Annotated in this window: 20 protein-coding genes; 12 read left to right on the forward strand and 8 right to left on the reverse strand. The window is 67.7% G+C overall.

The genetic code is table 11. The features are described 5' to 3' along the window. Positions 1-33: 33 nt before the first annotated feature. The gene (locus ACZ1H8_RS02245) at positions 34-1,242 is read right to left on the reverse strand and encodes a LysR family transcriptional regulator (RefSeq protein WP_465179793.1); all 1,209 of its coding nucleotides are present in this window, start codon (positions 1,240-1,242) and stop codon (positions 34-36) included. A gap of 97 nt (positions 1,243-1,339) precedes the next feature. On the opposite strand from ACZ1H8_RS02245, the gene ACZ1H8_RS02250 reads away from it, so the two are divergent. From ACZ1H8_RS02250 to ACZ1H8_RS02265, 4 genes are all read left to right on the forward strand, one after another. After that, complete coding sequence (locus ACZ1H8_RS02250; protein WP_465179794.1) at positions 1,340-2,011, forward strand: 4-carboxy-4-hydroxy-2-oxoadipate aldolase/oxaloacetate decarboxylase; 672 nt, start codon at positions 1,340-1,342, stop codon at positions 2,009-2,011. Continuing rightward, complete coding sequence (locus tag ACZ1H8_RS02255; protein ID WP_465179795.1) at positions 2,004-3,071, forward strand: 4-oxalomesaconate tautomerase; 1,068 nt, start codon at positions 2,004-2,006, stop codon at positions 3,069-3,071. The genes ACZ1H8_RS02250 and ACZ1H8_RS02255 overlap by 8 nt, the downstream gene beginning before the upstream one ends. Then, positions 3,068-3,958, forward strand: coding sequence for an amidohydrolase family protein (locus ACZ1H8_RS02260; RefSeq protein WP_465179796.1), 891 nt, complete (start codon positions 3,068-3,070; stop codon positions 3,956-3,958). The genes ACZ1H8_RS02255 and ACZ1H8_RS02260 overlap by 4 nt, the downstream gene beginning before the upstream one ends. 94 nt (positions 3,959-4,052) lie before the next feature. Next, positions 4,053-5,129, forward strand: a complete 1,077-nt coding sequence (locus ACZ1H8_RS02265) for an MFS transporter (RefSeq protein ID WP_465181321.1) — start codon at positions 4,053-4,055, stop codon at positions 5,127-5,129. Between the two features lies 1 nt (position 5,130). Here the strand turns inward: ACZ1H8_RS02265 and ACZ1H8_RS02270 are convergent, their stop codons facing one another. Then, positions 5,131-6,246 carry a 5-methyltetrahydropteroyltriglutamate--homocysteine S-methyltransferase gene (locus ACZ1H8_RS02270; RefSeq protein ID WP_465179797.1) on the reverse strand — a complete coding sequence of 372 codons (1,116 nt, stop codon included), beginning with the start codon at positions 6,244-6,246 and terminating at the stop codon, positions 5,131-5,133. Between the two features lie 80 nt (positions 6,247-6,326). Here ACZ1H8_RS02270 and ACZ1H8_RS02275 point away from each other — a divergent pair, with 80 nt between their 5' ends. From ACZ1H8_RS02275 to ACZ1H8_RS02295, 5 genes are all read left to right on the forward strand, one after another. After that, positions 6,327-7,346: a Rieske 2Fe-2S domain-containing protein gene (locus ACZ1H8_RS02275; protein WP_465179798.1), complete on the forward strand. Its 1,020-nt coding sequence runs from the start codon at positions 6,327-6,329 to the stop codon at positions 7,344-7,346. 1 nt (position 7,347) lies between these two features. Continuing rightward, positions 7,348-7,776, forward strand: coding sequence for a MarR family winged helix-turn-helix transcriptional regulator (locus ACZ1H8_RS02280; protein ID WP_465179799.1), 429 nt, complete (start codon positions 7,348-7,350; stop codon positions 7,774-7,776). 48 nt (positions 7,777-7,824) lie between these two features. After that, a complete protein-coding gene (locus tag ACZ1H8_RS02285; RefSeq protein ID WP_465179800.1) occupies positions 7,825-9,147 on the forward strand; it encodes an MFS transporter in 1,323 nt (440 codons plus the stop codon). 31 nt (positions 9,148-9,178) lie between these two features. Further along, positions 9,179-9,853 (forward strand): GntR family transcriptional regulator, encoded by a 675-nt coding sequence (locus ACZ1H8_RS02290; RefSeq protein WP_465179801.1) that lies wholly within the window; start codon positions 9,179-9,181, stop codon positions 9,851-9,853. Positions 9,854-9,951: 98 nt separating this feature from the next. Next, entirely contained in the window at positions 9,952-12,279 is a 2,328-nt protein-coding gene (locus tag ACZ1H8_RS02295) for a TonB-dependent receptor (RefSeq protein ID WP_465179802.1), read from the forward strand. A 40-nt stretch (positions 12,280-12,319) separates the two neighbouring features. Here the strand turns inward: ACZ1H8_RS02295 and ACZ1H8_RS02300 are convergent, their stop codons facing one another. Then, on the reverse strand, positions 12,320-13,513 hold the full coding sequence (locus tag ACZ1H8_RS02300) for a cytochrome P450 (protein ID WP_465179803.1): 1,194 nt from the start codon (positions 13,511-13,513) through the stop codon (positions 12,320-12,322). 82 nt (positions 13,514-13,595) lie between these two features. Here ACZ1H8_RS02300 and ACZ1H8_RS02305 point away from each other — a divergent pair, with 82 nt between their 5' ends. The 3 genes from ACZ1H8_RS02305 to ACZ1H8_RS02315 are packed head-to-tail and all read left to right on the forward strand — an operon-like array spanning position 13,596 to position 17,133. Beyond that, a complete protein-coding gene (locus ACZ1H8_RS02305; RefSeq protein ID WP_465179804.1) occupies positions 13,596-14,867 on the forward strand; it encodes an MFS transporter in 1,272 nt (423 codons plus the stop codon). Next, positions 14,864-16,360 (forward strand): hypothetical protein, encoded by a 1,497-nt coding sequence (locus ACZ1H8_RS02310; RefSeq protein ID WP_465179805.1) that lies wholly within the window; start codon positions 14,864-14,866, stop codon positions 16,358-16,360. The genes ACZ1H8_RS02305 and ACZ1H8_RS02310 overlap by 4 nt, the downstream gene beginning before the upstream one ends. Then, entirely contained in the window at positions 16,357-17,133 is a 777-nt protein-coding gene (locus ACZ1H8_RS02315) for an OmpA family protein (protein WP_465179806.1), read from the forward strand. Before ACZ1H8_RS02310 ends, ACZ1H8_RS02315 begins: the two co-directional genes overlap by 4 nt. On the opposite strand, the gene ACZ1H8_RS02320 is transcribed toward ACZ1H8_RS02315, so the two are convergent. Genes ACZ1H8_RS02320 through ACZ1H8_RS02340 form a run of 5 tightly spaced genes read right to left on the reverse strand, consistent with a single transcriptional unit; the run spans position 17,105 to position 24,655 of the window. After that, entirely contained in the window at positions 17,105-18,628 is a 1,524-nt protein-coding gene (locus ACZ1H8_RS02320; protein WP_465179807.1) for a tannase/feruloyl esterase family alpha/beta hydrolase, read from the reverse strand. The genes ACZ1H8_RS02315 and ACZ1H8_RS02320 overlap by 29 nt on opposite strands. Next, positions 18,628-21,270, reverse strand: coding sequence for a TonB-dependent receptor (locus ACZ1H8_RS02325; RefSeq protein WP_465179808.1), 2,643 nt, complete (start codon positions 21,268-21,270; stop codon positions 18,628-18,630). The genes ACZ1H8_RS02320 and ACZ1H8_RS02325 overlap by 1 nt, the downstream gene beginning before the upstream one ends. A 54-nt stretch (positions 21,271-21,324) precedes the next feature. Then, positions 21,325-22,359: a hypothetical protein gene (locus tag ACZ1H8_RS02330; protein WP_465179809.1), complete on the reverse strand. Its 1,035-nt coding sequence runs from the start codon at positions 22,357-22,359 to the stop codon at positions 21,325-21,327. Further along, positions 22,356-23,477, reverse strand: coding sequence for a CapA family protein (locus ACZ1H8_RS02335; protein ID WP_465179810.1), 1,122 nt, complete (start codon positions 23,475-23,477; stop codon positions 22,356-22,358). The genes ACZ1H8_RS02330 and ACZ1H8_RS02335 overlap by 4 nt, the downstream gene beginning before the upstream one ends. Continuing rightward, on the reverse strand, positions 23,474-24,655 hold the full coding sequence (locus ACZ1H8_RS02340; RefSeq protein ID WP_465179811.1) for a cytochrome P450: 1,182 nt from the start codon (positions 24,653-24,655) through the stop codon (positions 23,474-23,476). Before ACZ1H8_RS02340 ends, ACZ1H8_RS02335 begins: the two co-directional genes overlap by 4 nt. Between the last annotated feature and the right edge of the window lie 29 nt (positions 24,656-24,684).

Genomic DNA, 24,684 nt, shown 5'->3' on the forward strand with positions numbered 1-24,684 from the left:
ACCGATCCGGGGCCAATCGATTTGGCCTCGACGCTATCCAATTTCCTGAAGTCTTGTATCTCGTGTCGCTTGATGGAGCAGGTCGATCAGTCGTTGCTGGGGCGCAGTGGGCCGCCAGCCGCTACGGGTGCTGATGCCGATGGTGCGGATAGCGCCCGGCAGTTCCGGTCCGATCTGAGCCAGCATGCCGGCAGTGACTTCCATCGCCACCTGATCGGGTGACAACAGAGTGAGCAAGTCGCTCTGGGCGAGGAGGCCGCGGATCACCATCACCGACCCGCACTCGATCGGCACCGGCGGCAGCGTCCGCCCGGCGAACAGCGCCTCCCAATGGTGCCGCAGCGGCGTGCCGACCGGCCCGACGACCCAAGGCTGGCGCGCCAATATGTCGAGATCGGCCGCGCTGCCGTCGAGCGGATGGCCGCGCCGCCCGAAAATGGCGAGGCGATCGGTGAACAGCGGCACCTGATCGACCCCCGGCGGCGGCGCCTCGCGCAACGCGCCGACCATGATGTCGACCACGCCGTCGAGCAGCGGATCGACCAGTTCGCGCCAGGACCCTTCGATCACATGGACGATCGCGGACGGGCTGTCGCGCAGGAATAACGACAGGGCGCGCGGAAGGAGCATCGCGCGACTGAGTGGCATCGCCCCGATCGCTATACGCCCGCCCTCTGCGCCCTCGCCCCGTGCCTCGGCGATCCCGGCGGCGATCTCGCGGGCGGCGAGCCGCACGCCGCGGGCGATGGCGCGTCCCGCGGGGGTCAGGACCATGCCGCGCCCGCGGCGCTCGGCGAGTGGCGTGGCGCAGAGTTGCTCGAGGTCGCGCACCGCCCGGTGGATCGCCGGCTGCGACACGCCGCTGGCGGCGGCGGCGCCCGAAAAGCCCTGCGCATCGGCGAAGTGGAGGAATGCGTCGAGCTGGGTCGCGGTCATCAGCCGCTCGGGTCGGGCAAAGCCGCGCACCCCGCCCTTGGCCGCCTTGCGCGTCGCCTCGGCGAGCATGGCGAAGGCGCGCTCGACGCGGTCGGCCAGCGCCAGCCCCGCCTCGGTCGCGGTCACGCCGTCGGGATGGCGATCGAACAGCGCCATGCCCAGCTGGCGCTCGAGCTTGGCCAATCCCTGGGTCAGCGCGGGTTGCGACAGGCCGGCAACTTCGGCCGCGCGATTGAGGCTGCGATGCGTCGCCACATCGCCGAGCGCGCGCAGGTGGCGCAGATTGAGGTCGAAAGGCCGGAGCATGCGCGTCTATAACAAAAACTTATCGCGGCTACGCAAGTTCGATTGGCGTGCGCGCGCCGCGCGCGTGACGTGGCAGGACGATCTGGAGAAAGAAGACATGGCTGTCGTGGTTCAGAATATCGATCGCGCCGAAGCATCGGTGATCGACGGGCTGGCGCATGCCGGCGTGGCGACGGTGCATGAGGCGCAGGGCCGGATCGGCCTGCTCGCGCACCATATGCGCCCGATCTACGCCGGCGCACGCATCGCGGGCAGCGCAGTGACGATCTCCGCCCCGCCGGGCGACAACTGGATGGTGCATGTCGCGATCGAGCAGTTGCAACAGGGCGACATCCTGGTGCTCGCCCCCACCTCCCCCTGTGTCGACGGTTATTTCGGCGACCTGCTGGCGACCAGCGCGATGGCGCGCGGCTGCCGCGGGCTGGTGATCGACGCGGGCGTGCGCGACGTGCGCGACCTGACCGAGATGAGCTTTCCCGTGTGGTCGCGCGCGGTATTCGCGCAGGGCACTGTCAAGAACACGCTGGGATCGGTCAATGTGCCGATCGTCTGCGCCGGCGCGGCGATCGAGGCGGGCGATGTGATCGTCGCCGATGACGACGGCGTGTGCGTGGTGAAGCGCGCCGATGCCGCCGCAGTGCTGGAAAAGGCGCAGGCGCGCGAGGCGGCCGAGGAAGCGAAGCGCAAGCGGCTGGCGGCGGGCGAACTGGGTCTCGACATTTACGACATGCGTCCGCGGCTGGCCGAGATGGGCCTGCGCTATGTCTGAGAGCGCAGCGACCTCGGCGCGGTGCATGTGGATGCGCGGCGGATCGTCCAAGGGCGGCTATTTCCTCAAGGACGATCTGCCCGCCGATACCGCCGAGCGCGACGCGTTCCTGCTGCGGGTGATGGGATCGCCCGATCCGCGCCAGATCGACGGCATGGGCGGCGCCGATCCGCTGACCAGCAAGGTCGCGGTCGTCAGCGCATCGACCCGCGATGGCGTCGATGTCGATTATCTGTTCCTCCAGGTCTTCGTCGACCAGGCGATCGTCACCGACGCCCAGAATTGCGGCAACATCCTCGCCGGGGTCGGCCCCTTCGCGATCGAGCGCGGGCTGGTCCAGGCCGGCGATGGCGAGACGCGCGTCGCGATCTTCATGGAGAATACCGGCCAGGTTGCGGTGGCGACCGTGCAGACGCCGGGCGGGGTGGTGCGGTATGATGGAGAGTCGGCGATCAGCGGCGTGCCCGGCACCGCAGCGCCCATCCCCCTCGCCTTTCGCGACACGGCGGGGTCGAGTTGCGGCGCGCTGCTGCCGACCGGCAATGGGGTCGACCGGATCGAGGAGGTCGACTGCACGCTGATCGACAATGGCATGCCCTGTGTCGTGATCCGCGCGTCGGACATGGGCATCACCGGCTATGAGGATCGCGAGACGCTGGATGCCGACGATGCGATGAAGGCCAGGGTCGAGGCGATCCGGCTGAAGGCCGGCCCGATGATGAATCTGGGCGACGTGACCGAGAAATCGGTGCCCAAGATGATGCTGGTCGCAGCGCCCAAGGACGGTGGCGCGATCGCCGTCCGGTCGCTGATCCCGCACCGCGTCCACGCGTCGATCGGCGTGCTGGGCGCGGTCAGCGTTGCAACCGCCTGCCTGATCCCCGGATCGCCCGCCGCCGCGGTGGCGCAGGTGCCCGAGGGATCGCAGCTGACGCTGGGGGTCGAGCACCCCAGCGGAGTCACCGAATGCGTGGTGACGCTGGATGAACAGGGCCAGCCGGTCGAGGCGGGCATGCTGCGCACCGCGCGCAAGCTGATGGACGGAGAGGTTTTCGCATGAGCACCGATGCAGACGGCCGCATCCGCAGCTGGACGCTGACGCCCTCGCGCCCCGGTTTCACCCCGCCCCCGGGCGCGGTCGATGCGCATTGCCATGTGTTCGGGCCGATGGCCGAGTTCCCGTTCAGCCCCAAGGCAAAGTATCTGCCGCAAGATGCGGGGCCCGAAGCACTGTTCGCGCTGCGCGACCGGCTGGGCTTCGCGCGCAACGTGATCGTCCAGGCAAGCTGTCACGGCACCGACAATCGCGCGACACTGAACGCGATTGCCCGATCGGACGGCAAGGCGCGCGGCGTGGCGGTGGTCGATCCGGCGATCGGCGATGCCGAGCTGGATGCGCTGCACGAGGGCGGCATCCGCGGGGTGCGGTTCAACTTCCTCAAGCGGCTGGTCGATGATGCGCCCAAGGACAAGTTCCTGGAGGTGGCGCACCGGATCCAGCGGCTCGGCTGGCATGTCGTCGTCTATTTCGAGGCCGACATATTGGACGAGATGAAGCCGTTCCTGGCCGCCATCCCGACCTCGATCGTCATCGACCATATGGGCCGGCCCGATGTCGCCCAGGGTCCGGACGGCGCCGACATGACCGCGTTTCGCGCGCTGCTCGACAGCCGCGAGGATATCTGGACCAAGGTCACCTGCCCCGACCGGCTCGATCCGGCAGGGCCGCCCTATGCCGATTTCGTCCGCTCGGTCCGCCCCTTGGTCGAGGCCTATCCTGACCGGGTGCTGTGGGGCACCGATTGGCCTCACCCGAACATGGAAAAGACGCTGCCCGATGACGGCGGGCTGGTCGACGTGATCCCCGGCATCGCCCCTACCGAGACGCTGCGGCGCAAGTTGCTGGTCGACAATCCGATGCGGCTCTACTGGCCCGAGGAAGCCTGAGCTGGAGCGCGACACCCGCCGCCTGATCCTGCTCGGCGGGATCGCCGCGCTCGGGTCGCTGGCGATCCAGATCATCGTTCCGGCGCTGCCGATCCTGTCGCCCGCGATCGGCGCATCGCCGGCGGGTGGGCAGCTGGTCATCTCCGTCTATCTGGTCGCACTGGCGCTGGGCCAGCTGATCTGGGCGCCGATCGCCGATCATCATGGCCGCAGGCCGGTGCTGCTGGGCGGGCTCGGCCTGTTCCTGATCGGCACGCTGTGCTGCGCGGTTTCGGGGACGCTCGCTGCGATGCTGGCTGGCCGCACGCTCCAGGCGATCGGCGCGTCCTCGTCGCTGGTCACTGCCCGGGCAATGGCGACAGACACCACGCCGGTCGGCAAGGCAGCCGCGCCGCTGGCGATCCTGACCAGCGTGACGTTGATCTCCCCCGCCGTCGCGCCGGTGGTGGGCGGCACCTTGACCGGGCTTGCCGGCTGGCGAGCGCTGTTCTGGGTGCTGGCCGGACTGACCGTAGTCGGGCTGGTCCTGGCGCAGCGAATGCTGGCGGAAACCCGTCCCGGCGACCGCGCGCCGCTGCATCCGCACCGGCTGGCCGCGACCTATTGGCAGGTGCTGCGCCATCGCGGCTATCTGCCCCTGGTCCTGTCCAACGCGCTGATCAGCGGCGGCTTCTATCTGTTCCTCGCCGTCTCGCCATTCGTGCTCAACGCTGCGGGCGCCAGCCCTGCCCTGTCGGGTCTGTTCTATTCGGTGATTGCCAGCGCGATCATTGCGGGCACGCTGACGGTGCCGATCGTGCTGCGTCGCCGGCCGGGCTGGCTGACCCCGATCGGCACCGCCGCGCTGGCCACCGGCGCGGCGGCGGTGATCGCGCTCCCGTTGTTCGGCACCAGCGTCCCCGGCCTGATGGGCGCGATGATCCTGATGGCGTTCGGCAGCGGGCTGACCGGGCCGGCATTGCTGGCGCAGGCGATCGAGCGCCAGCGCGAACGGGCGAGTGCCGCGACCAGCCTGTTCGGCACGATCCAGATGGGCGGCGCGGCGCTGATCTCGACGGCGGCGGTGCGCTTTTCGCCCTCGCCCGATCTCGACCTGGCTCTGATCGGGGTGCTGGTGGTCGGTGCGCTGGTGGCGCGCCGCCTTGCCGACGGCGCGCCACGCACGACCTAGATCAGGCCGAGGTGCCCCAGACCTGTTCGGCGACGTCGATCACCAGACGCATCTTCGCCGACTGCTGCTCGACCTCGATGTCGTTGCCGTGGACGGTCGACGAGAAGCCGCACTGGGGCGACAGCGCCAGCTGGTCGAGCGGGGCATATTGCGCCGCCTCGTCGATCCGGCGCTTCACGTCGTCGGCCGATTCCAGCTCGCCCAACTTGGTCGTGACCAGGCCGAGCACGACGGTCTTGCCCTTGGGAAGATGGCGCAGCGGCGCGAAGTCGCCCGAGCGCGGATCGTCATATTCGAGGAAATAGCCGTCGATGTTCAGTTCGTTGAACAGCACCTCGGCGACCGGTTCATAGCCGCCCTCGGCAGCCCAGGACGAGCGGAAGTTGCCACGGCACAGATGGACGCACACGACCATGTCGTCGGGCTTGTCGCGGATCGACTCGTTGATGATCCGGGCATAGAGGCGCGGCAGCTCGTCCGGGTCCATGCCGCGCTTGCGGGCATTCTCGCGCTGCGTGTCGTCGCACAGATAGGCGAGGTTCGTGTCGTCGAGCTGGAGATAGCGGCAGCCCGCATCCGCCAGGCTGGCGATCTCGGCACGGTAGGCGGCGGCCAGATCGCTGTAGAAATCGTCGAGATCGGGATAGGCGGCGGTGTCGATCGCATCGCGGCCACCGCGGAAGTGCAGCATCGTCGGCGAAGGGATCGTCACCTTGGGCGTGCGCGAGGTGCAGCTGGCAAGGAATTCATAATCCGCGCGCTGGATGTCGCGCGCGTGCGAGATCTTGCCCGCGATCTTCATCACCGGCGGTGCATAGGCCAGCTCCTTGCCGCCATGCTGGTGGAACTTCACCTCGCTGCCGCCGGCTTCCTCGACGCCGTCCAGCTGGAGCAGGAAGTCGGTGTGGAAATAGGTGCGGCGGAACTCGCCGTCGGTGATCCCGTGAAGCCCCAGCCCTTCCTGCAGCTGCACGACGCCGCGAATCGCCTCGTCCTCCGCCGCACGCAGCGCCTGCGGGTCGATCGTCCCCGCGCGATAGGCCTCGCGTGCGTCGATCAGCGCCTTGGGACGCAGGAAGCTACCGACATGATCGGCACGAAAGGGCGGCTTGGACATCTGGACTCTCCCGGTGACAATTGTAAGTGGTACATACAAATTCGACGCTAATCGAATAAGGCTGTGAGAGGAGAAGGGCAATGACCTGGATGACCAACCGCTGGTATGTCGCGGCTTGGGACTATGAGGTCGACCGCACTCCGATCGCCCGCACCATCTGCGGCGAACCGGTGATGCTGTACCGCAAGCTGGACCGCGCCGTCGTCGCGATGCGCGACGCCTGTCCGCATCGGCTGCTGCCGCTCTCGATGGGGTTCAAGGAAGGCGATTCGATCCGCTGCCGCTATCACGGGCTGCTGATCGGTCCGGACGGCGCCGCCGCCGAAATGCCGATCAAGTCGGAGCGTGTGCCAAAGGGCATCTGCGCCAGCCTCTATCCGGTTGCCGAGAAGCACCGCTTCATCTGGATCTGGATCGGCGACGCAGCCAAGGCCGATCCCGCGCTGATTCCCGATTTCTGGCCGTGCAGCGCGCCGGGTTGGACGTTCGACGGCGGATACAACCACATCAACTGCGACTATCGACTGGTCATCGACAATCTGATGGACCTCAGCCACGAAACCTGGGTGCACCAGGGATCGATCGGCCAGCATGAGATCACCGAAGCCCCGATCGAGACGGTCGTGGACGGCGAACAGGTCTATGTCCGCCGCTGGATGCCGGGGATCGAGCCGCCGCCCTTCTGGCGTGACGCGCTGCGCTCGGCCGGGCCGGTCGACCGCTGGCAGGTCTGTCACTTCCTGCCGCCCTCCTCGGTCCTGATCGACGTCGGCGTGTCGCCGGTCGAGGCGGGCGACACGATCGAGAGTCATGATTCGGGCGTCCGCGGCTTCGTGGTCGATGCGATGACCCCGGAGACCGAAACGACCACCCATTATTTCTGGGGCATGGCGCGCAATTTCGACGTCGAGGATGCCGGGTTCACCGCCCGGTTCAAGGTGCAGCAAGGCCAGGTGTTCGACGAGGATGTCGAGGTGCTCGAGGCGCAGCAGCGATCGATCACTGCCAATCCCGACCTGAAGCTGCGCGGCTATTCGATCGACCAGGGCAGCGTGCGCGCGCGCCAGATCATCTCGCGCCTGATCGCGGGAGGCGCGTAACGTGGCCCGGATCGACCGCGGCGCGCTGGACCATGTTCTCGGCCTCAGGCTGCGGCGCGCCCATGGCGCGGTCCAGCGCCATTTCGGCGACCATTTCGCGCAGCTGGGCCTGACGCAGAAACAGGTGTCGGTGCTGTGGCTGACCGGGGACCATCCCGGTCTGGCGCAGACCGACCTGGCCGCGGCGCTCGACATGGACCGCGCGACGACCATGGCGCTGGTCCACGCGCTGGAAAAACGCGGGCTGGTGGCGCGCCGCGCATCCGAGTCCGACCGGCGCAAGATCGCCTTTCAGCTGACCCCGGAGGGGACTAGGCTGCTGGACGAGGCCAAAGCGGCCATCGAGGCGCATGAGCAGTGGTTGAAGGCGCGGTTCGACGCATCCGAGCTGGCGGTGCTTGAGGAATTGCTCGCGCGCATCTATCGCTGATTTGTTCTAGATTATAGCATTCCATCTGGATGGAGGCGGGGAGAGGAAATGGCTAGCGATCCGCGTGCGGTGATCGACCGCGAACCGATGTCGCGATTCCAGTGGGGAATCGTCGCGACGATGGTCGGCCTGAATGCACTCGACGGCTTCGACGTGCTGTCGATCAGCTTCGCCTCCCCCGGCATCGCCACCGAATGGGGCATCGATCGCGCCGCGCTGGGCCTCGTGCTGTCGATGGAGCTGATCGGCATGGCGATCGGATCGCTGTTCCTGGGCGGCGTGGCCGACCGGGTCGGGCGCCGGGCGACGATCCTCGGCTGCCTGGTGCTGATGTCGATCGGTATGCTGGGCGCGGCGACGGCTCATGACGTCCATACCCTGTCCGCCTGGCGCGTGCTGACCGGGCTCGGCATCGGCGGCATGCTGGCGGCGACCAATGCCGCGGTGGCCGAAGCGGCGAACGCCCAGAGGCGCGCGTTGGCGGTCGTGCTGATGGCGGCCGGCTATCCGGTCGGCACCATCGTCGGCGGGTCCATCTCGGCGGTTTTGCTCAGCCATTTCGACTGGCGCGCGGTGTTCGTGTTCGGCGCGATCTGCTCGCTGCTGTTCGTGCCGCTCGTCCTGTGGCGCGCACCGGAATCAATCGCCTTCCTGATGCACAAGCGGCCGCCCGACGCGCTCGAGCGGATCAACCGGACGCTTGGCCGGATGGGCCATCCGCCGATCGACGCCCTGCCCCCCGCCGACGGCCCGGCGCGCAAGGTGCCGGTCGTCGAGCTGTTCTCGCCGCAGCTGCTGCGCGCGACGCTGCTGCTCACGCTCGCCTATCTGGCGCACATCATGACCTTCTACTTCATCCTCAAATGGATCCCGAAGATCGTGGTCGACATGGGCTTCCCACCGCCCGAGGCCGCCGGCGTGCTGGTCTGGGCGAGCATCGGTGGCGCAACCGGATCGCTGATCCTGGGCCTGCTGACCGGAAAGATCCGCGTTCTGCCGCTCACCATCGGCGCGATGCTGCTCTCGACCGCGCTCGTCATCGTCTTCGGTCGCGACCAGGGCGACCTGTCGTCGCTGTCGATCGTCGCGGCGCTGGCGGGCTTCGCCACCAATGCCGGCGTGGTCGGGCTTTATGCGCTGATCGCCCAGTCCTTCCCGACCCAGGTCAGGGCGACCGCCACCGGCTTCGTCATCGGGGTCGGGCGCGGCGGATCGGCGCTTGCCCCGGCGCTGGCGGGCTTCCTGTTCGCCGCAGGTTACGGGCTGCAGACGGTTGCGGTGATCATGGGCCTGGGTTCGATCGTAGGCGCCGTCGCCCTGTTCGCGATGCGCGGGTGGAGGACGGCGCCGCAAGCGGATTTCGCCCGTTGACACGAGGCGGCGGGTTTGGCGAACCATTCGCATGATCGACGCCAAGCCCGACGAGCTCGAACCCATCCTCGCCGCTTCGGAGGTGGCCGCCTGGCTGCGTGACCGCATCCGGACCGGCCGCGTGGTCCAGGGCCAGCGGCTGATCGAGGCGGACATCATCCGCGAGACGCGCGCCACCCGCAGCCGGGTGCGCGAGGCGCTGCAACGGCTGGAGAGTGAAGGCCTGGTCGTCATCGAGGAGTTTCGCGGCGCCTCGGTCCGCCGCTTCACGCGCGACGAGATCCGCCAGATCTATCGCGCGCGCATGGCGCTGGAGGGCATTGCCGCGCATGACTTTGCCGTCGCCGACGATCCCGAGCGCAAGCAGCAGCTCGCCGAGTTGCAGGAACAGTTGAATGCGGTCGAGCATACCGGCGACCATCCCGCCTTCGTGCGCGCCAATGATGCGTGGCACTCGCTGATCCTCGACGGCGCCGAGAACGAATATATCCGCAGCTTCGTCGAGCGGCTGCGCCTGCCGCTGTACCGGCTGCTCTTCTCGGCTTTCTACCAGCCGCACCGCATCGACGATGCCAATGCCGATCACCGCCAGATTACCGACGCGATCCTGCGCGGCGACGGCGTCGAGGCGGAGGCATTGATGCGCCAGCATATCGCCGAAGCGCTGGGCGCGATCATGGCGCTGGGAGACGTTTTGCCCGACTGAGGCGCTTTGCCGACAAGATTGTTGACAAAATTTGTATTGATCCATAACCAATCTGGCGACGGAGGCGAACCTCCGCGTCAGCTTGGGGAGGATCTCTCATGCCATATCGTCGCACTCTCGCTCGGGCCGCGCTTGTCGCCGGCGTCGCCCTCGCAGGCCTGACCTTTGCGCCCGCCAGCTTCGCACAAGACGCAGCAGCCCCGGCGGCGGCACCCGAGGAGGAGGGCGTCGGCGAGATCGTCGTGACGGCCCAGCGCCGCGCCGAACGGCTGCAGGACGCGCCGCTGTCGGTCACCGCGCTGTCGACCGAGGCGCTGACCGCACGCGGCATCGACAACCTCGCCGACATCAGCAATTTCGCGCCGAATCTCGAACTGCATCCGACCAATCGCCCGGCGGGCGGCGGATCGGCCTTTGCCGGCTATATCCGCGGCGTCGGGACCGGCGACTTCCAGTTTCCGACCGATCCCGGCATCGGCCTCTATGTTGACGACGTCTACATTGCCCGCTCGCTCGGCGGACTGCTGAGCCTGGAGGATATCGAGCGGGTCGAGGTGCTGAAGGGGCCGCAGGGGACGCTGTACGGCCGCAACACCATCGGCGGCGCGATCAACGTCATCACCACCGAGCCTGCCCTGTCCGGCCCCGCCACCGGCCTGATTAAGGCGCGTGCCGGCAGCTATGGCCGCGCCGATCTGTCCGCGCTGATCAACCTGCCGCTGGCCGAGGACAAGCTTGGGGTGAAGCTGTCCGCCTCCTATCTGAGCAACGAGGGTTTCGGCCATCGCATCCTCGACGATGTGAATTATGCCAGCGAGAACCGTTTCATCCTGCGCGGCGCGATCAAGGCGCAGCTCGGCGCCGGCGTCACGCTGAAGATCGCCGGCGACTATACCCGCCAGCGGCAGAACCCGCCCTCGGGCTATCTGATCGACTTCGTGCCGAGCGGCCCGACGGTTGCCAAGATCGCCCGCTACAACCAGTTCGCCGCGCCCTATCTCAACCCCACGCTCGGCCTGCCGGCGGGATCGATCTATGACGCGCGGTGGGAATCCGAGAGCCCGTACAGCATCTACTCGCTCCAGCCGCAGCAGGACGACGCCGATATCGGCGGCGTGTCGGCAGTGCTGAGCGTCGATGTGAGCGACACCGTCACCTTCAAGTCGATCAGCGCCTGGCGCGCGATCGACGCGCTGATCGAGGTCGATGGCGACCAGACCCCCTACCCGCTGCAGCAGTCGCGCACGACGATGACGCAGAACCAGCTGAGCCAGGAATTCCAGCTGGGCGGCACCGCTCTGGGTGATCGACTGAACTTCCTGCTGGGCGCCTATGCGTTTCAGGAGGAAGGCGATTCCACCGTCCTGACGCGGTCGTTCGAGGGCATTTACGAGGCGATACGCGCCGCCGGCGGCACGCCGACCGCGGCGGATGTCGGCAATACCTTCACGACCTTCCACATGAAGGCGACCAGTTTCGCGCTGTTCACCCAGGAAACGCTGACGATCGTCGATGGGCTCGGCGTCACCGTCGGCGCGCGCTACAATCGCGACCGCAAGGAATATGCGACCTCGGTCATCCGGCCGCAGAACGGCGCAGTCGTGGTCCCGCTGTCGAGTGCGGTTGCCGAATGGGACAGCTTCACCCCGCGCGTCGCGCTGGAGTACAAGCCCAATCGCGACCTGCTCTTCTATGCCAGCTGGTCGAAGGGGTTCAAATCGGGCGGCTTCGGCGCATCGACGGTCGCATCGACGCCCACCCCGCGCTACGATCCCGAACGCCTGACCAGCTATGAGGTCGGCGCGAAGACGGCCTGGTTCAACAATCGTCTGACGTTCAACGTCGCGGGTTTCCTGTCCGAATATCGCAACATCCAGCTGACGGTGCAGTCGGTCGATCCGCTGACCAACGCCAATATCCGCACCACGCGCAATGCGGGGGGATCGGACATCAAGGGGTTCGAGCTCGAGGTCGCGGCGCGTCCGACGCGCGGGCTGAATCTCAACCTGGGCGTCGGCTATGTCGATGCGCGGTTCGACACGCTGACCGCCGCCGCGCTCGGCAGCGGCTTCGTGCTGGGCAGCCGCGTGCCGCAGATCCCCGACTGGTCGATCAACGCCGGTGCATCCTATGCGTTCGAGACTGGAGCCGGTCAGGTCACGCTGCGCGGCGACGTGTCGCACAAGGGGTCGCAATTCCTGACCCCGGCGGATGTCACCTCGTACCAGGATGCCTATACGCTGCTGGGCGCAAGAATTTCCTGGGATCCGAGCTTCGCGCCGGGCGTGCAGCTGTCGGTTGAGGGCACCAACCTGACCAAGACCAACTATGCCTATTACAAGGGCACGCTGGCTCCGACCGGGGAGTATGTCGCGATCCCGGGCGCACCGCGCGAAATCTACGCGACCGCGCGGTTCAGCTTCTGAGGCTGCCGGCGCGGCGCCCTGACGCCGCGCCGGCCGGGCCTCAGGCAGCCTCGACCTTTAGCGGCACATAGACCGGCCCGACCTCGGGCATCCCGCTCATCCTCACCTCGCCCGCCAGCGCGATCGAGCGCGTGCGGGCGAGCAGCTGGCGCAGCGCGATTCGGAACTCCATCCGCGCCATTGCCATGCCGGCGCAGCGATGCGGGCCGCGGCCGAACGCCAGGTGGTCGCGGACATTGGCGCGATCGAGATCGAACCTGTCGGGCGCGTCGAACACCGCCTCGTCGCGATTGGCCGAGGCATAGGCGAGCGCGATCGGCTCGCCCGGCTCGATCCGGCGTCCGCCCAGCTCCACCCCGTTGCGGCTGGTTCGGGCAAAGCCGCGATAGGGGGTGTAGAGGCGCAGGAATTCCTCGACCGCATCCTCGATCCGCTCCGGCGTGGCGCGTAATTGCGCGGCGAGGTCGGGATGGCGCGACAAATGCACCGCGACGCTTCCCAGGAACACCGGCGGCGCGACCAGGCCGACGACCAGGATCTGGCGGACGCAGCCGACCAGCATCTCGTGCGGCAGCGGCGCGCCATCGGCATCGACCGCGGCGAGCAGGCTGCTGACCGGATCCATCTCGGGATCGAGCGGGGCAGCGCTGCGCTCCGCGATCAGGTCGCGGGCGAGGTCGTAGAGCGTCTCGCTGGTGCGCGAGACGGTTTCGACATCGAAGGCTTCCCATGCCTTCACGAATGCCTGGGCGGTCCGCCACAACAGGGTCGTCTGCGCCTCGCTCAGCCGGAACCAGTCGGAAAAGATCAGTGCGGGCAAGGGACTGCCGAACCCCTCGACGAAATCGCCCCCGCCGGCGGCGATGAAGTCGTCCAGCAACCGGGCGGTATGCGCCTCGATCACCGGTTCGATCGCGGCGAGCCGCCGCGCGCCGAGCGCGCGATCGATTGCGCGGCGATAGGGTGTGTGGTCGGGCGGATCGAGATGGAGCGGCGGACGCCGTCCGGTCGCCGAGGCGCCGGGCACGACGTTGCGCACCGTGGTGGTGAACTCGGCGGGATCGTCGAGGATGCGCTTGATGTCGGCGTGGCGCGTCGCGATCCAGAAGCCGCCGAACGCGTCGCTGCGCGCGACGGGGCAGGTGCGGCGCAGATCCGCGAACACCTGGTGCGGCGTGTCGAACTCCTCATGCGCCAGCGGATCATAGTCCTGGCCGGCCTCAAGACGGTCCATTCGTCTCAACTCCCGAAAATTGTCGACAATCTCGTTGACATAAAAATGCTCTATCGCATAGCATTTTGGCAAGGAGAGAGGCTTGGAACCGGCAACCTATCGCAAGGTCATGGCACGCGTCGTCGCGCCACTCGCCTTCCTGATCGTGCTCAGCTCGCTCGACCGGGTGAACGTCAGCTTCGCGGCGCTGCGGATGAACGCGGATATCGGGCTGGACCCCAAGGCCTATGGCTTCGGGGTCGGCATCTTCTTCGTCGGTTATCTGCTGTTCCAGCTGCCCAGTGCCGCGGTGCTTCGGCGGATCGGGCCGCGCTGGTGGATCGCGGGCAGCGTGATCGGCTGGGGCAGCGTCGCGACCGCGATGGCGGCGATCCAGACGCCGTTCCACTTCTATGTCCTGCGCTTCCTGCTCGGGCTGTTCGAGAGCGGCTTCGCGCCCGGCGTCGTCTGGTATGTCAGCCAGTGGCTGCCGCAGCATTATCGTGCGCGCGCCATTGCCGGCACCTTGCTGGCGGTGCCGATCTCGGTGATCCTGGGCGGCCCGCTGTGCGGCGCGCTGCTCGCGCTCGACACCGGCAGCATCGCATCGTGGCGGGTGATGTTCGCGGTCGAGGGACTGGCGACGGTCGCCGCAGGGATCGTCGCGCTCTTCTGGTTCGTCGACCGGCCGGCCCAGGCGCGGTGGCTGTCCGAAGACGAGCGCGCGGGGATCGAGACCACGCTGGCCGCGGAAGTCGCGGCGGCACGCCAGCCGGGCGGCGCATTGAGCGACGCGCTCAAGGACCCGATCCTGTGGGTGTCGGCGGCGATCTGGTTCGTCCTGATCACCGGCGCCAACGCGATCATCTTCTGGCTGCCGATCGCGCTCAAGACGCTGGGACGAACCGACCCGCTCGAGGTCGGCATTCTCAGCGCCCTCCCCTGGATCGCGATCGGGGCCGGCATGATCCTGAATGCGCGGCATTCGGACCGGACCGGCGAGCGTTATCACCATCTCGCCTGGCCGATGCTGATCGCGGCCATCGCGCTGTTCGTGGCAGCGATCGTCACGCATCAGGGCGCGCTGGCGATGGCGGCGCTGATGATCGGCGGGCTTGGTCTGGGTAGTGCGCAGTCGGTGTTCTGGACGATCCCGACGCGTTTCGTCGGCGCGCGCAATCCCGGCGCGATCGCGACGATCAACCTGTGCGGCAATCTGAGCAGCAGCGTGGCGCCGGTCGCGATCGGCTGGGCGGTGGCGCAGACCGGGTCGGTCGCGGTGCCGGTGTACACGCTCGCGGCGCTGCTGCTGGTCGGCGCGCTGCTGGTGTTGCCGTTGCGCCGGCTGGCGGTCGCGCGGGGAGGATCGCGATGATCAAGGGCGCGGCGCTGGCGGCGGCCGGCATCCTGTTCGCGGCGGTCACCTTCGCCAAGGCGCCGGCGGAGATGGATCCCTGGTGGAATCCCGACGAAGGGCGGGTCTTCCCCGCCTCGCTCGACTATCGCAACGCCAATGGCACGCTGCGCCTGCTGCTCGACAATGGCCCGATGGACACGAAGGGCCACCCCTTCTTCACCGCGATCGGGCCGAACGGGCGCGCATGCGTCACCTGTCACCAGCCTGCCGACGCGATGAGCCTGTCGGCTGCCTCGGCGCGGCGGCAGTGGGAGCGCAACGGTGCGAAGGATCCGCTGTTCGCCGCCAGCGACGGGTCCAACTGCCCCAGCCTGCCGCAGGGCGAGGCGGCGTCGCACTCGCTCCTGATCAAGCATGGCCTGATCCGCATCGCCCGGCCGTGGCCCGCGCGCGATAGTGCCGGCAAGCCGATCAAGGCGGACTTCACGATCGAGGTGGTCCGCGATCCGTCGACCTGCAATCTCGACCCGAAATACGGGCTGAAAACTGCGGGCATGATCTCGGTCTTCCGCCGGCCGCGGCCGGTGGCGAACTTCAAATATATCGAGGCGATGGGCTTCGCCTATGACCCCAAGGCGGGCATGCCGCTCCAGCTCGATCCGGAGACGGGCAAGCCGGTCAGCGGCAATCTGATGGCGGATGGGCGCGTGCCCAGCCTGCGCGCCCAGATGCGCGACGCCGCAGGGACCCACCTGGCGTTTCTCAAGGCGCTCGACGCCCGGGACATCGAACAAATCCTCGATTTCGAACGGCGCATCTATGTCGCGCAGCAGGTTGACGCGACCGGCGGCGCGCTGGACACGGACGGTGCGAAGGGCGGCCCGAGGATGCTCCAGGTCTCGGAAGCGGGGCGGCTGGGCAGCGATGGCGGCATCCCGGTGTGGAGCGAGTTCGAGGCGTGGGAGAAAATGCCCGAGGCGCAGAAGGCGAAGCTGCCGCCCGAAGTGCGCGCTTTTCGCGAGTCGGTCGCCCGCGGGGCACGCGTGTTTCGGGAGAAAACCTTCCTGATCAGCGACAGCGCGGGTATCAACTCGCCGATCGGCTTCGGCAATCCTGTGCGCAACAGCTGCGTCTTCTGTCACAACATGTCCTATATGGGCATGGACGTGGCGCCCGGGCAGGTCGATCTGGGCACCACTAACCAGCCCTTCGCCGATCCCGCGCCGCACCTGCCGCTGTTCCGCATCACCTGCACCGGCAAGCCGCATCCGCATTATGGTCGCACGATCCTGACCAGCGATCCGGGCTTTGCGCTGACCACCGGCAAATGCGCCGATGTCGGGCGGATCACGCTGCAGACGATGCGCGGTCTAGCGGCACGCGCGCCCTATTTCTCGAACGGCAGCGCGAAGGATCTGCGCGGAGTGATCGACTATTACGAGCGCCGCTACACTATCGGCTATAGCGAGCAGGAAAAGCAGGACCTGGTGAACCTGATGAGGGCGCTGTGATCCGCGCCGCGCTGCTGGCCGGGATGGCTGCGCTGACCGGCGCACAGGATGCCGAGCGGACGATCCGCTTCGTGACCTGTCCGATCTACCGCGACACCGATGCCGGGCGTAAGTCGGGGTGCTGGCTGGCGACCGACCCCGCGACCGGCATTCGCTACGACGTGACCGCCGCGCCGACCAAGCCCGACTGGAATCACGCCATCCTGGTTGAGGGCAAGGTGGCGGCGGATGCCGGCGATCCATGCGGCGGGGTGGTGATCGAGCCGGCGCGCGTGTCGGTGCTGGAAGATACGTGCACCCGGCACCTGATCAAGGCGGAGGGTTATAAGGGGCGCCGGTTCGCGCTTCCGGCGCGCAATGTCCGGCCGCTGTACGACGTACGCAAGAAGCCGGACAAACCCTATGTCGAGGGTCGGTTCACCATCCCGTTCGACTATCGCAGCAGCTTCGTCACCTATCAGATCGCCGACTATTATCTCGACGCGACGATCAACTATGCGCTCGACGTCCAGCCCGCGCGGATCGAGATCGCCGGGGTTGCCCAGACGCGGCCTGACACAGTCTCGGGCAAGCGGCTGGTCGAGGATGCGGCGCTGGCGCGCACGCGCGCCGAAGTGGTGCAGCGCGCGCTGATCCTGCGCGGCATTCCCGCCGAGCGGATCCGGATCGTGCGGACGCTGCCCGGTCCGATGGTGCCGGCGGCGTTCGACGGGCTGGCCGGCCCGGACGAACGCCGCGTCGACATCAGGATCCGACCAGAGACTTCCGACTGAGCGAGCGCTGCAGCATGGGATCGGCGACGCAGCGATAGGAGCTTGCCTGGTCCTGTGGTCCGCGCCCGTCATAGCGCGCCGCCTGAGGATAGGGACAAAGCGCACGGGTGAAGGCCTCACGGCCCTCGACCAGCTTCGTCGCGGTGAGCCGCTCGGGCGCACGGCCGCGCTCGACCCAGTCGATCAGCGCCCAGAGGACATCGCGCGAGGGGTCCTTCGCCCAGCTTGCCTGGCCGGAGCCGCCGAACTGGTCGGCGCCCGGACCGCCGCTGCAGTGATACATGCCCGGCGCCATGAACAGGCGCACCGACTGGCCCAGCCGATCGAGCCCGCCATTCGCGCGGGCGAGTGCGCCATAATAGTCGATGGTCGGCCCGGCATTGGTCGAGGGGTCGGCCCAGCCCTGATAGATGATCGCCTTGCCGCCCGCCTTCACGAACGGCGCGATCGCGACCCTGTCGGCACGCAGTTCGGGCATGGCGCGATTGGCTGCGGCCAGATCGGCGGTGCGGCGGAAACTGTCCTCGTTCCAGTCGGCATCGTCATGCACGCCGTCGGCCCACATTGCGCGCAGCAGCGGGGATGGCGGTCCGGGTCGAGTGCGCACACCGGGGAACAGACCGCCGTCCATCGCCCGCCCATTTTCGTCGCGCATCGGCGCGATGATACTGTTCAACATGGCCAGCTTCGGCGCGGTCAGGCAGCCGCTGGTCTGGCCGGGCTTGCACAGAAGCTCGGCCGTGCGGAAGCGGCACGCCATCGGATTGCCGATGATCCCGTCGCGCACGCCGTCCGCAGCGTCGCACGAGGCGGTCGCCCTGGCTTCGTACAGCGACCAGTCGACATCGCTCAGCGCACCGGCGGGCGTCCATTTCTGTTGCAGCGAGAACCACATCATCCGCACCGACTGGAGCGGCATATAGGGACCGGGCGCGCCGGCGATGACGCCGTCATAGTCGCCCGGATAATTCTGCATCTCTTTCAGCGCCTGGCGCCCGCCGCCCGAGCAGCCGGTGAAATAGCTGCGGTCGACGCCGCGGCCATAGAAGCGCCCGGCAAGCACCTTGGCCGCGACCGCGGTCAGGTGGACTGCGCGATGTTCGTAATCGACGCGCGCCTTGGGTTCGGCCATCCACCGCGCCTGGCTGGCCTTGTGGCCGCTGTCGGTCGTGACCGTCGCGAAGCCTTCGCCCAGCCGGCGGCTCATGTCGCTATAGTTGAACACACCGGCATCGCCGCCAACTCCCGCGCCGAGCAGCCGCCCGTTCCAGTCGGCCGGCAGCCATAGTTCGAAGCCGATAGTGCCCTCGATCGTCCCTTCGACCCGGCAGAAGGGAACGCCCACCGGGCTGCCCGGATAGGCCCTCCCCTGCTCCGGCGCCTGCCAGGCGGGCGGCGGGGCGATCGCGGTGGCGGCGCGCACCACCACCTCGCCCGGATGCGCGCCGGTGAGGGCAGCGCATCCGGCCAGGGCTGCGGCGATCAGGCCAGGCATCAGAACTTCAGATTGGCGGTGAGCGCGAACATCCGCGGGATCGGGTTCGACGCCTGCGGGTCGTAACCGTTGGTCGTGTCGACGAAGGGCGGATCCTCGTTGAAGAGGTTGCGCACGTCGAACGCCAGCGAGAGGTTGCGGGTCAGGTCATAGCCGACCAGCAGGTCGAACGTGTCGTAGTTGCTGATCTGCTGGCGCGGGGTGACCGTCGTGTTCTCATAGCCCGCCAGATGGTTCCAGGTCAGCCGCGTCTTGAACCCGGCGACGCGCGCGCCGATGTCCGCCTGGCTACGGAATTTCTGGGTGAAGCCGATCGTGTCGAGCACGTCGGCCAGCGGCGCGCCCGGCACCGCGCGGAACAGATAGTCGAGGACATAGGTCCCCTGGATGCCGGCATCGAAATCGATCCCGCCCATCGTCCAGCGATAGCCCGCGGTGAAGTCGAGCCCGCGCAGCAGCGACGTGCCCAGATTCTGGCGGCGACCATCGGCGATGAAGGTCACCTGCGACTGATCGATCGCGCTGTTGATCGGCAGGCCCGAATTGACCAGCGCAGCGACCTCCGCCGCGGTCGGGTTGAACTGGACGAAGTTCGTGTAGAGCGGATTGGTCAGCAGGCCCGGCGTGCCGCGCAGCGCCTGGATCTGGTCGGTATAGTCGATCCGGAAATAGCTGAGCGAGGCGGTGAAGCCCGGCAGCTGGACCGGTGCGGCCTCCACGGTGAACGACCAGGTCTTGGCCTTTTCGGGCTTCAGCCCCGGATTGCCGCCGGCGATGCCGATGCCGATCTGGTTGCCCGAGGGCCCGGGCAGCGTGTCGAAATACAGGCCGGCGCCGCCACCGACGGTCGACACTTCGGTGAAAGTCGGCGCGCGGAACGAGGTGCCATAGGTGCCCTTCAGCGTCAGGCCCTGCCATGGCTGATAGGTCAGGCCGAACTTGGGATTGGTCGTGCTGCCGAAGTCGCTGTAATTCTCGTGGCGCAGCGCCAGGCTGACCGACAGGCGCTCGAGGCCCGGGCGGCCATTGGCGGCGCCGACCAGCGGCACGAAGAGTTCGCCGAAGATCGCGTCCACGTTGCGGCTGCCGTCGCTGGACAGGCTGACCGGGGTCGCCGCCTGGCCGGTGATCAGGTCCGTATAGGTATATTCGACGCGGTGCTCGCCGCCGAGCGCGATGCGAACATTGCCGCCGGGCAGCTCGAACAGCGATCCGTCGACCTGCGCGTTGATCACATCCAGGCGGGTACGCCCGGTGATGATGAACAGATTGTCGGTGATCCGTGCCAGTGTCGCCGGATTATTGACGCCGCCGAACAGGTTCAGCGCGGTCGCCGGGTTGGGATCGTTGAGCGCGGCAGTCAGCGCAGCAGCATTGACGCCCGAGCGCCGCCGGTCGGCGACCTCTTCGGACTGGCCATGCGCGTAATAGACCGTGCCCCGGAAATCGCCGAACAGATTGGCCTCGATCCCGCCCGACACGTTCCATGAGGACGCGTAATAGGGCGCCTCAAGCATGCCGAGTTCGGGCACCAGCGAATAGGCGACCGAAACCGAGGTGCCGCCCGGGATCGGGCTGACGAAGAAGGGATTGGCGCTGGTAACGGTGGCGTTGATGTTCGGGGTGATCGTGACGAAGCCGCTGCGCCGCGAATAGAAGCCGTCGGCGAAGATGCGGATGCCGTCGGTGATCTGATGGCTGGCAGCGCCGACGAAGCTTACCCGCTCCTGCTCGGGAATGACGGGATCGAGCGCGCCGTAGAAGCAGCGATTGCTCGTGCCGCGCACCAGGCTGCCGACATTGGCGCCGGTCACGCCGCCGGTCGGGATGGCATAGGTGCCGCCGCCGGCAGTGATGGTGCCCGGGTTGCAATTGGTGACGCGCAGGTCGCGGCCGCCGCGATAGCGATTGTCCTGCTGATAGAAATCGAGGTCGGCGCCGTAGAGCGTGTTGTTCCGCGAATATTCGGCCGCGGCCATGACCCAGCCGCCATCCCATTTATGTCCGGCAAGCGCGGCGATCTGGCTTTCGTTGAAATCGCCCTCGGTCATCCCGTGGCGGGCGCGAACCTCGACGCCCGAAAAGTCCTTGCGCAGGATCAGGTTGACCACGCCGGCGACGGCGTCCGACCCGTAGATTGCCGAGGCGCCGTCGGCGACCACTTCGACCCGGCCCAGCGCGATCGAGGGGATCACCGAGGGATCGGTGAACTGGCCCTGCGTCCCCTGCGGCGGCAGGCGCTTGCCGTCGTACAGCAGCAGTGTCGCGTTGGTCGACAGGCCGCGCAGATTGACGCCGGCGCCGCGCGTCGCGTTGGCCGCACCATTCTGGGCGCTGCCACCGGCGCGGTTGGCACCGAGTGCCACGACCTGCGGCACGCGGCGGAGCAGGTCGTTGGTCGAGACGACGGGTTCCTCGAGGATCTGCTGCGCGTCGATCGCGATGACGCTCGACCCGACCGGGTCGATGCCGCGAATGCGGCTGCCGGTGACGACGATCGAGTCGACCTCCGCCTCTTCAGCGGCCGGAGCCTGGGGTTCTTCGGTCTGGGCCCAGGCCGGCATGGCGATGCCGAAGGCAAGTGCGGGAAGCGCGGTGCGACCGAGCAGGGCCGCGGTACGGCGGAAAAATATGGTCTTCATAACCTCTCCTCTTTGCGCCCCGCATGTTCCTGCGGTTCGGCGAACGGGTTTCGATCAGGTGGTTTCGGCTCGTGCGGCGCGCGCGGGCCGGTCAAGGAAACGGGGCGCCAGCGACAACAGGACGATGGCACCGACCAGGATGCCGGCTCCCACGAGCTCGGCGGGACGCGGATGGGGCAGGCCCCAGACCCAGGCGAGGATCAGCGCGCCGCCGATCCCGGCCACCAGGCTCGCTGCGCGCTCCAGCGGCACGCAATACGCATTCTCGCGCGGGTCGAGCAGGATGATGATCGCGAACACCGAGACGATGGTCAGGGTGATGCCGATGCCGAGCAGCGGCAGGATGACCGGATCGGTCCAGACCGACACGAAGCCCCAGCCCAGGGCACCCGATTGCGAACCGATCCCCGATGCCGAGATCGCGGCGAGGATCGCCACCGACAGCGGCAGCGCGAACACCTTTTCTTCGACGAAATACTGACGGACCGAAGCGGGATCGCCGCTCTTCGACACCTTGGTCATCACCGCGAGGCGGATGAAGTAGCCGATGGTGTAGAGGACCACGGTCAGGATCGCGAGCGGCGGCAGGTAGAAGCCGCCCCGGTCGCTGAGCGTGATCAGCATCGCCACCAGCACCATCGCCAGCGCCGCCCAGCTCCACCAGCGCACCCGCCGCCCGAACGCCAGATCGACGATCGGCGCGATCAGCAGGATGTCGCCGCGCATCAGCAGCTGGATGAAGGGAATGCTGACCCCTTCGAAGGTGAAGGACAAGGGCACGGTGAACAGCACCAGCGCGGTGCCGATTCCGGAGAGCAGCGTGTACTTCGTCGGCACCGGAATGCGCCGGCCGAGGATCATCACCCCGTGCGCATCGCGGTGCCAGCCGGACCACCAGATGAAGAGATAGGTCAGCACCGTGCTGATGATCAGCGACGCGGGCAGCGTCTCGAGCCCGGTCAGCGGACGGCCGAGCCCGGGATGCGGCGTGCTCGTGACCAGCTTGGTGACGATGACGTTGGGCAGATAGGCGAGCAGATAGAGGAAGACATAGCCTTCCAGCGGGAAGCCGGATGCCTTGCCCTTCATGCCGCCGCCTCCAGCTCGACCATGTCGGCACCGATGCGGTAGCGGGCGTTGAGGCCGGCCTCGCCGGTCACCGCGGTCATGTACTCGACGACCTCGGCGTGACGCGCGCTGCCCGGTTCGACGAAGCGCGGGATCGCGTCGCGGTCGATATAGAGCGGCAGAAAACCCGAGCGCATGATGCGCCCCTCGGCGATCTCGAAGCGCGCGACCATCGACAGGCGCGATGCCTTGGGGAAATTATAGAGGCTGTCGAAATCGGGCTCCCATTCCTCGGCCAGGACGCGGATTTCGTTGAAGCTCTTCGACGCGGCATGGACCGGGTCCATCCGCAGGTCGGTCGCGAAGTTGCACAGCGAGTGGAAGACCGGCTTGCCGTCGATGATCTCGCATCCCTTCAGGATATGCGCATGGCCACCCAGGATCGCGTCCGCCCCGGCCGCGACCGCCGCGCGCGCAATGTCGCGCTGATAGTCGGCGATCGCGGCTCGGACGAAATGGATGCCCCAGTGCAACGAGACGAAGACGAGGTCGGCATCGGCCTTGGCCGCGCGGATGTCCGCCTCCAGCGCCGCCAAATCCTCGCGGTGGGGAAAGGTGTGAATGCGCGCCGGCGTGCCCGGCTGGTCATGCTCGATCTGCTCGTACAGCGTATGCGCGCGCATCGGCGCACAGCCCGGACGCCGTTCCTCCGCCCAATAGCTGTGCGGCAGGATGCTGGAATAAGCGAGGATCGCGACGCGCGTGCCGTCGCCCAGCGTGATGCGGACCGGCCGGCGCGCCTCGGCGATGTTCGCCCCTGCCCCGACGACCTTCAGCCCGACGCGTTCCAGATTGGCCCTGGTCTCGAAAAACGCGTCATTGCCCCAGTCGAGCACATGATTGCCCGCCATCGAGATGACGTCGAACCCGGCGCGGGCAAGCGCGTCGGCCCCGTCGGGCCGCGCCAGCACGGCGTGGCGTGCCTGGGGCAACCGGACGCCGCGCTCGGCGAAGCTGGTTTCCAGCTGGGCAAAGGCGATGTCGGCCGCGCGCAGCACGTCGCGCGTCGCGTCGTAGCTCTCGTCATAATGATCGCGGTCGGGCGCGAGATCGCCGGCGGCGAGGACGACATGGGTCATGCCGCCACCCCCTCAAAGGTTACAGGAACGGACAGCGCACCGATCTCGGGGAAGCGGGTCGGCTTGGGCTCGCCGGCCAGCGCGAAGCCCGGCGCGATCGCCAGCAATTCGTCCAGCGCGACCTGAAGCTCGAGCCGGGCAAGCGCCGCGCCGACGCACATGTGCGGGCCGCGGCCGAACGCCACCGAATCCTTCATGTTCGGCCGGTCGATGCGGAACTCGTCCGGCGCCTCGAAAACGTCTTCGTCGCGATTGGCGGAGGCATAGACCAGCGCGATCGGCTCACCCGCCGGAATGGTGCGGCCGCGGATCGTCACGTCCTGGACAGCGGTGCGGGCGAACCCGCGATAGGGCGTATAGAGCCGCATGAATTCCTCGATCGCAGCCGGGACGAGGGCGGGATCGCTGCGCAGCCTGTCCTGCAGCGCACGATCGCGACCGAGATGCACCGCGATCGATCCGATCATGACGCTGGGCGCGATGATGCCGACCACCAGCACCTGACGAATCGTGCCGACGATCAGTTCCTCGGGCAGCGGCTCGCCATCGACCCGGACGGCGAGCAGCGCGCTGGTGGCATCCTCGTCGACCGGCATCGGATTGGCCCGGCGATCGGCGACGATGCCGCGCGCCATGTCGTAGAGGACGAGGCTCGACTCCTTGGTCGAGTCCATGTCGTTCGACTGGACCGCGATATTGTAGCGCTGGCCGACGCGGGTCAGCTCCTCGACCGCGTCGGGCGGCAGGTTCATCCAGTTGGCGAACACCGCGATCGGCATATGCGCGGAAAAGTCGGCGACGACATCGCCCCCGCCACGCTGCCGCATCGCGCTCAGCAGATCGCGGCAAATCTTCCGCACCACCGGCTCGAGTCGGGCGACCTTGCGCTCGGTCAGCAGCGGCGCCAGCGCGCGGCGATAGGGCGTATGCTCGGGCGGATCGAGGTGAAGCGGCGGGCGGCGCCCGGTGAACGCAACCTTGGGAACGACATTCTGCTTCGAGGTGATATAGGTCTGCCAGTCGGCCGCGGCGGCGCTGACATCGTCATGCTTCATCAGCGCCCAGAAGCCGCCCCACGCGTCGCTATGCGCGACCGGGCATCGCGCACGCAGGTCGGCATAGACGGCGTTCGGACTGTCGAACGTCTCCGGCTGCAGCGGATCGAAGTCATGTGTCATAACAATTATGCTAGAGGGTGATGAAAGCG

This window comes from Sphingomonas sp. BL-S-25 (assembly GCF_055521555.1).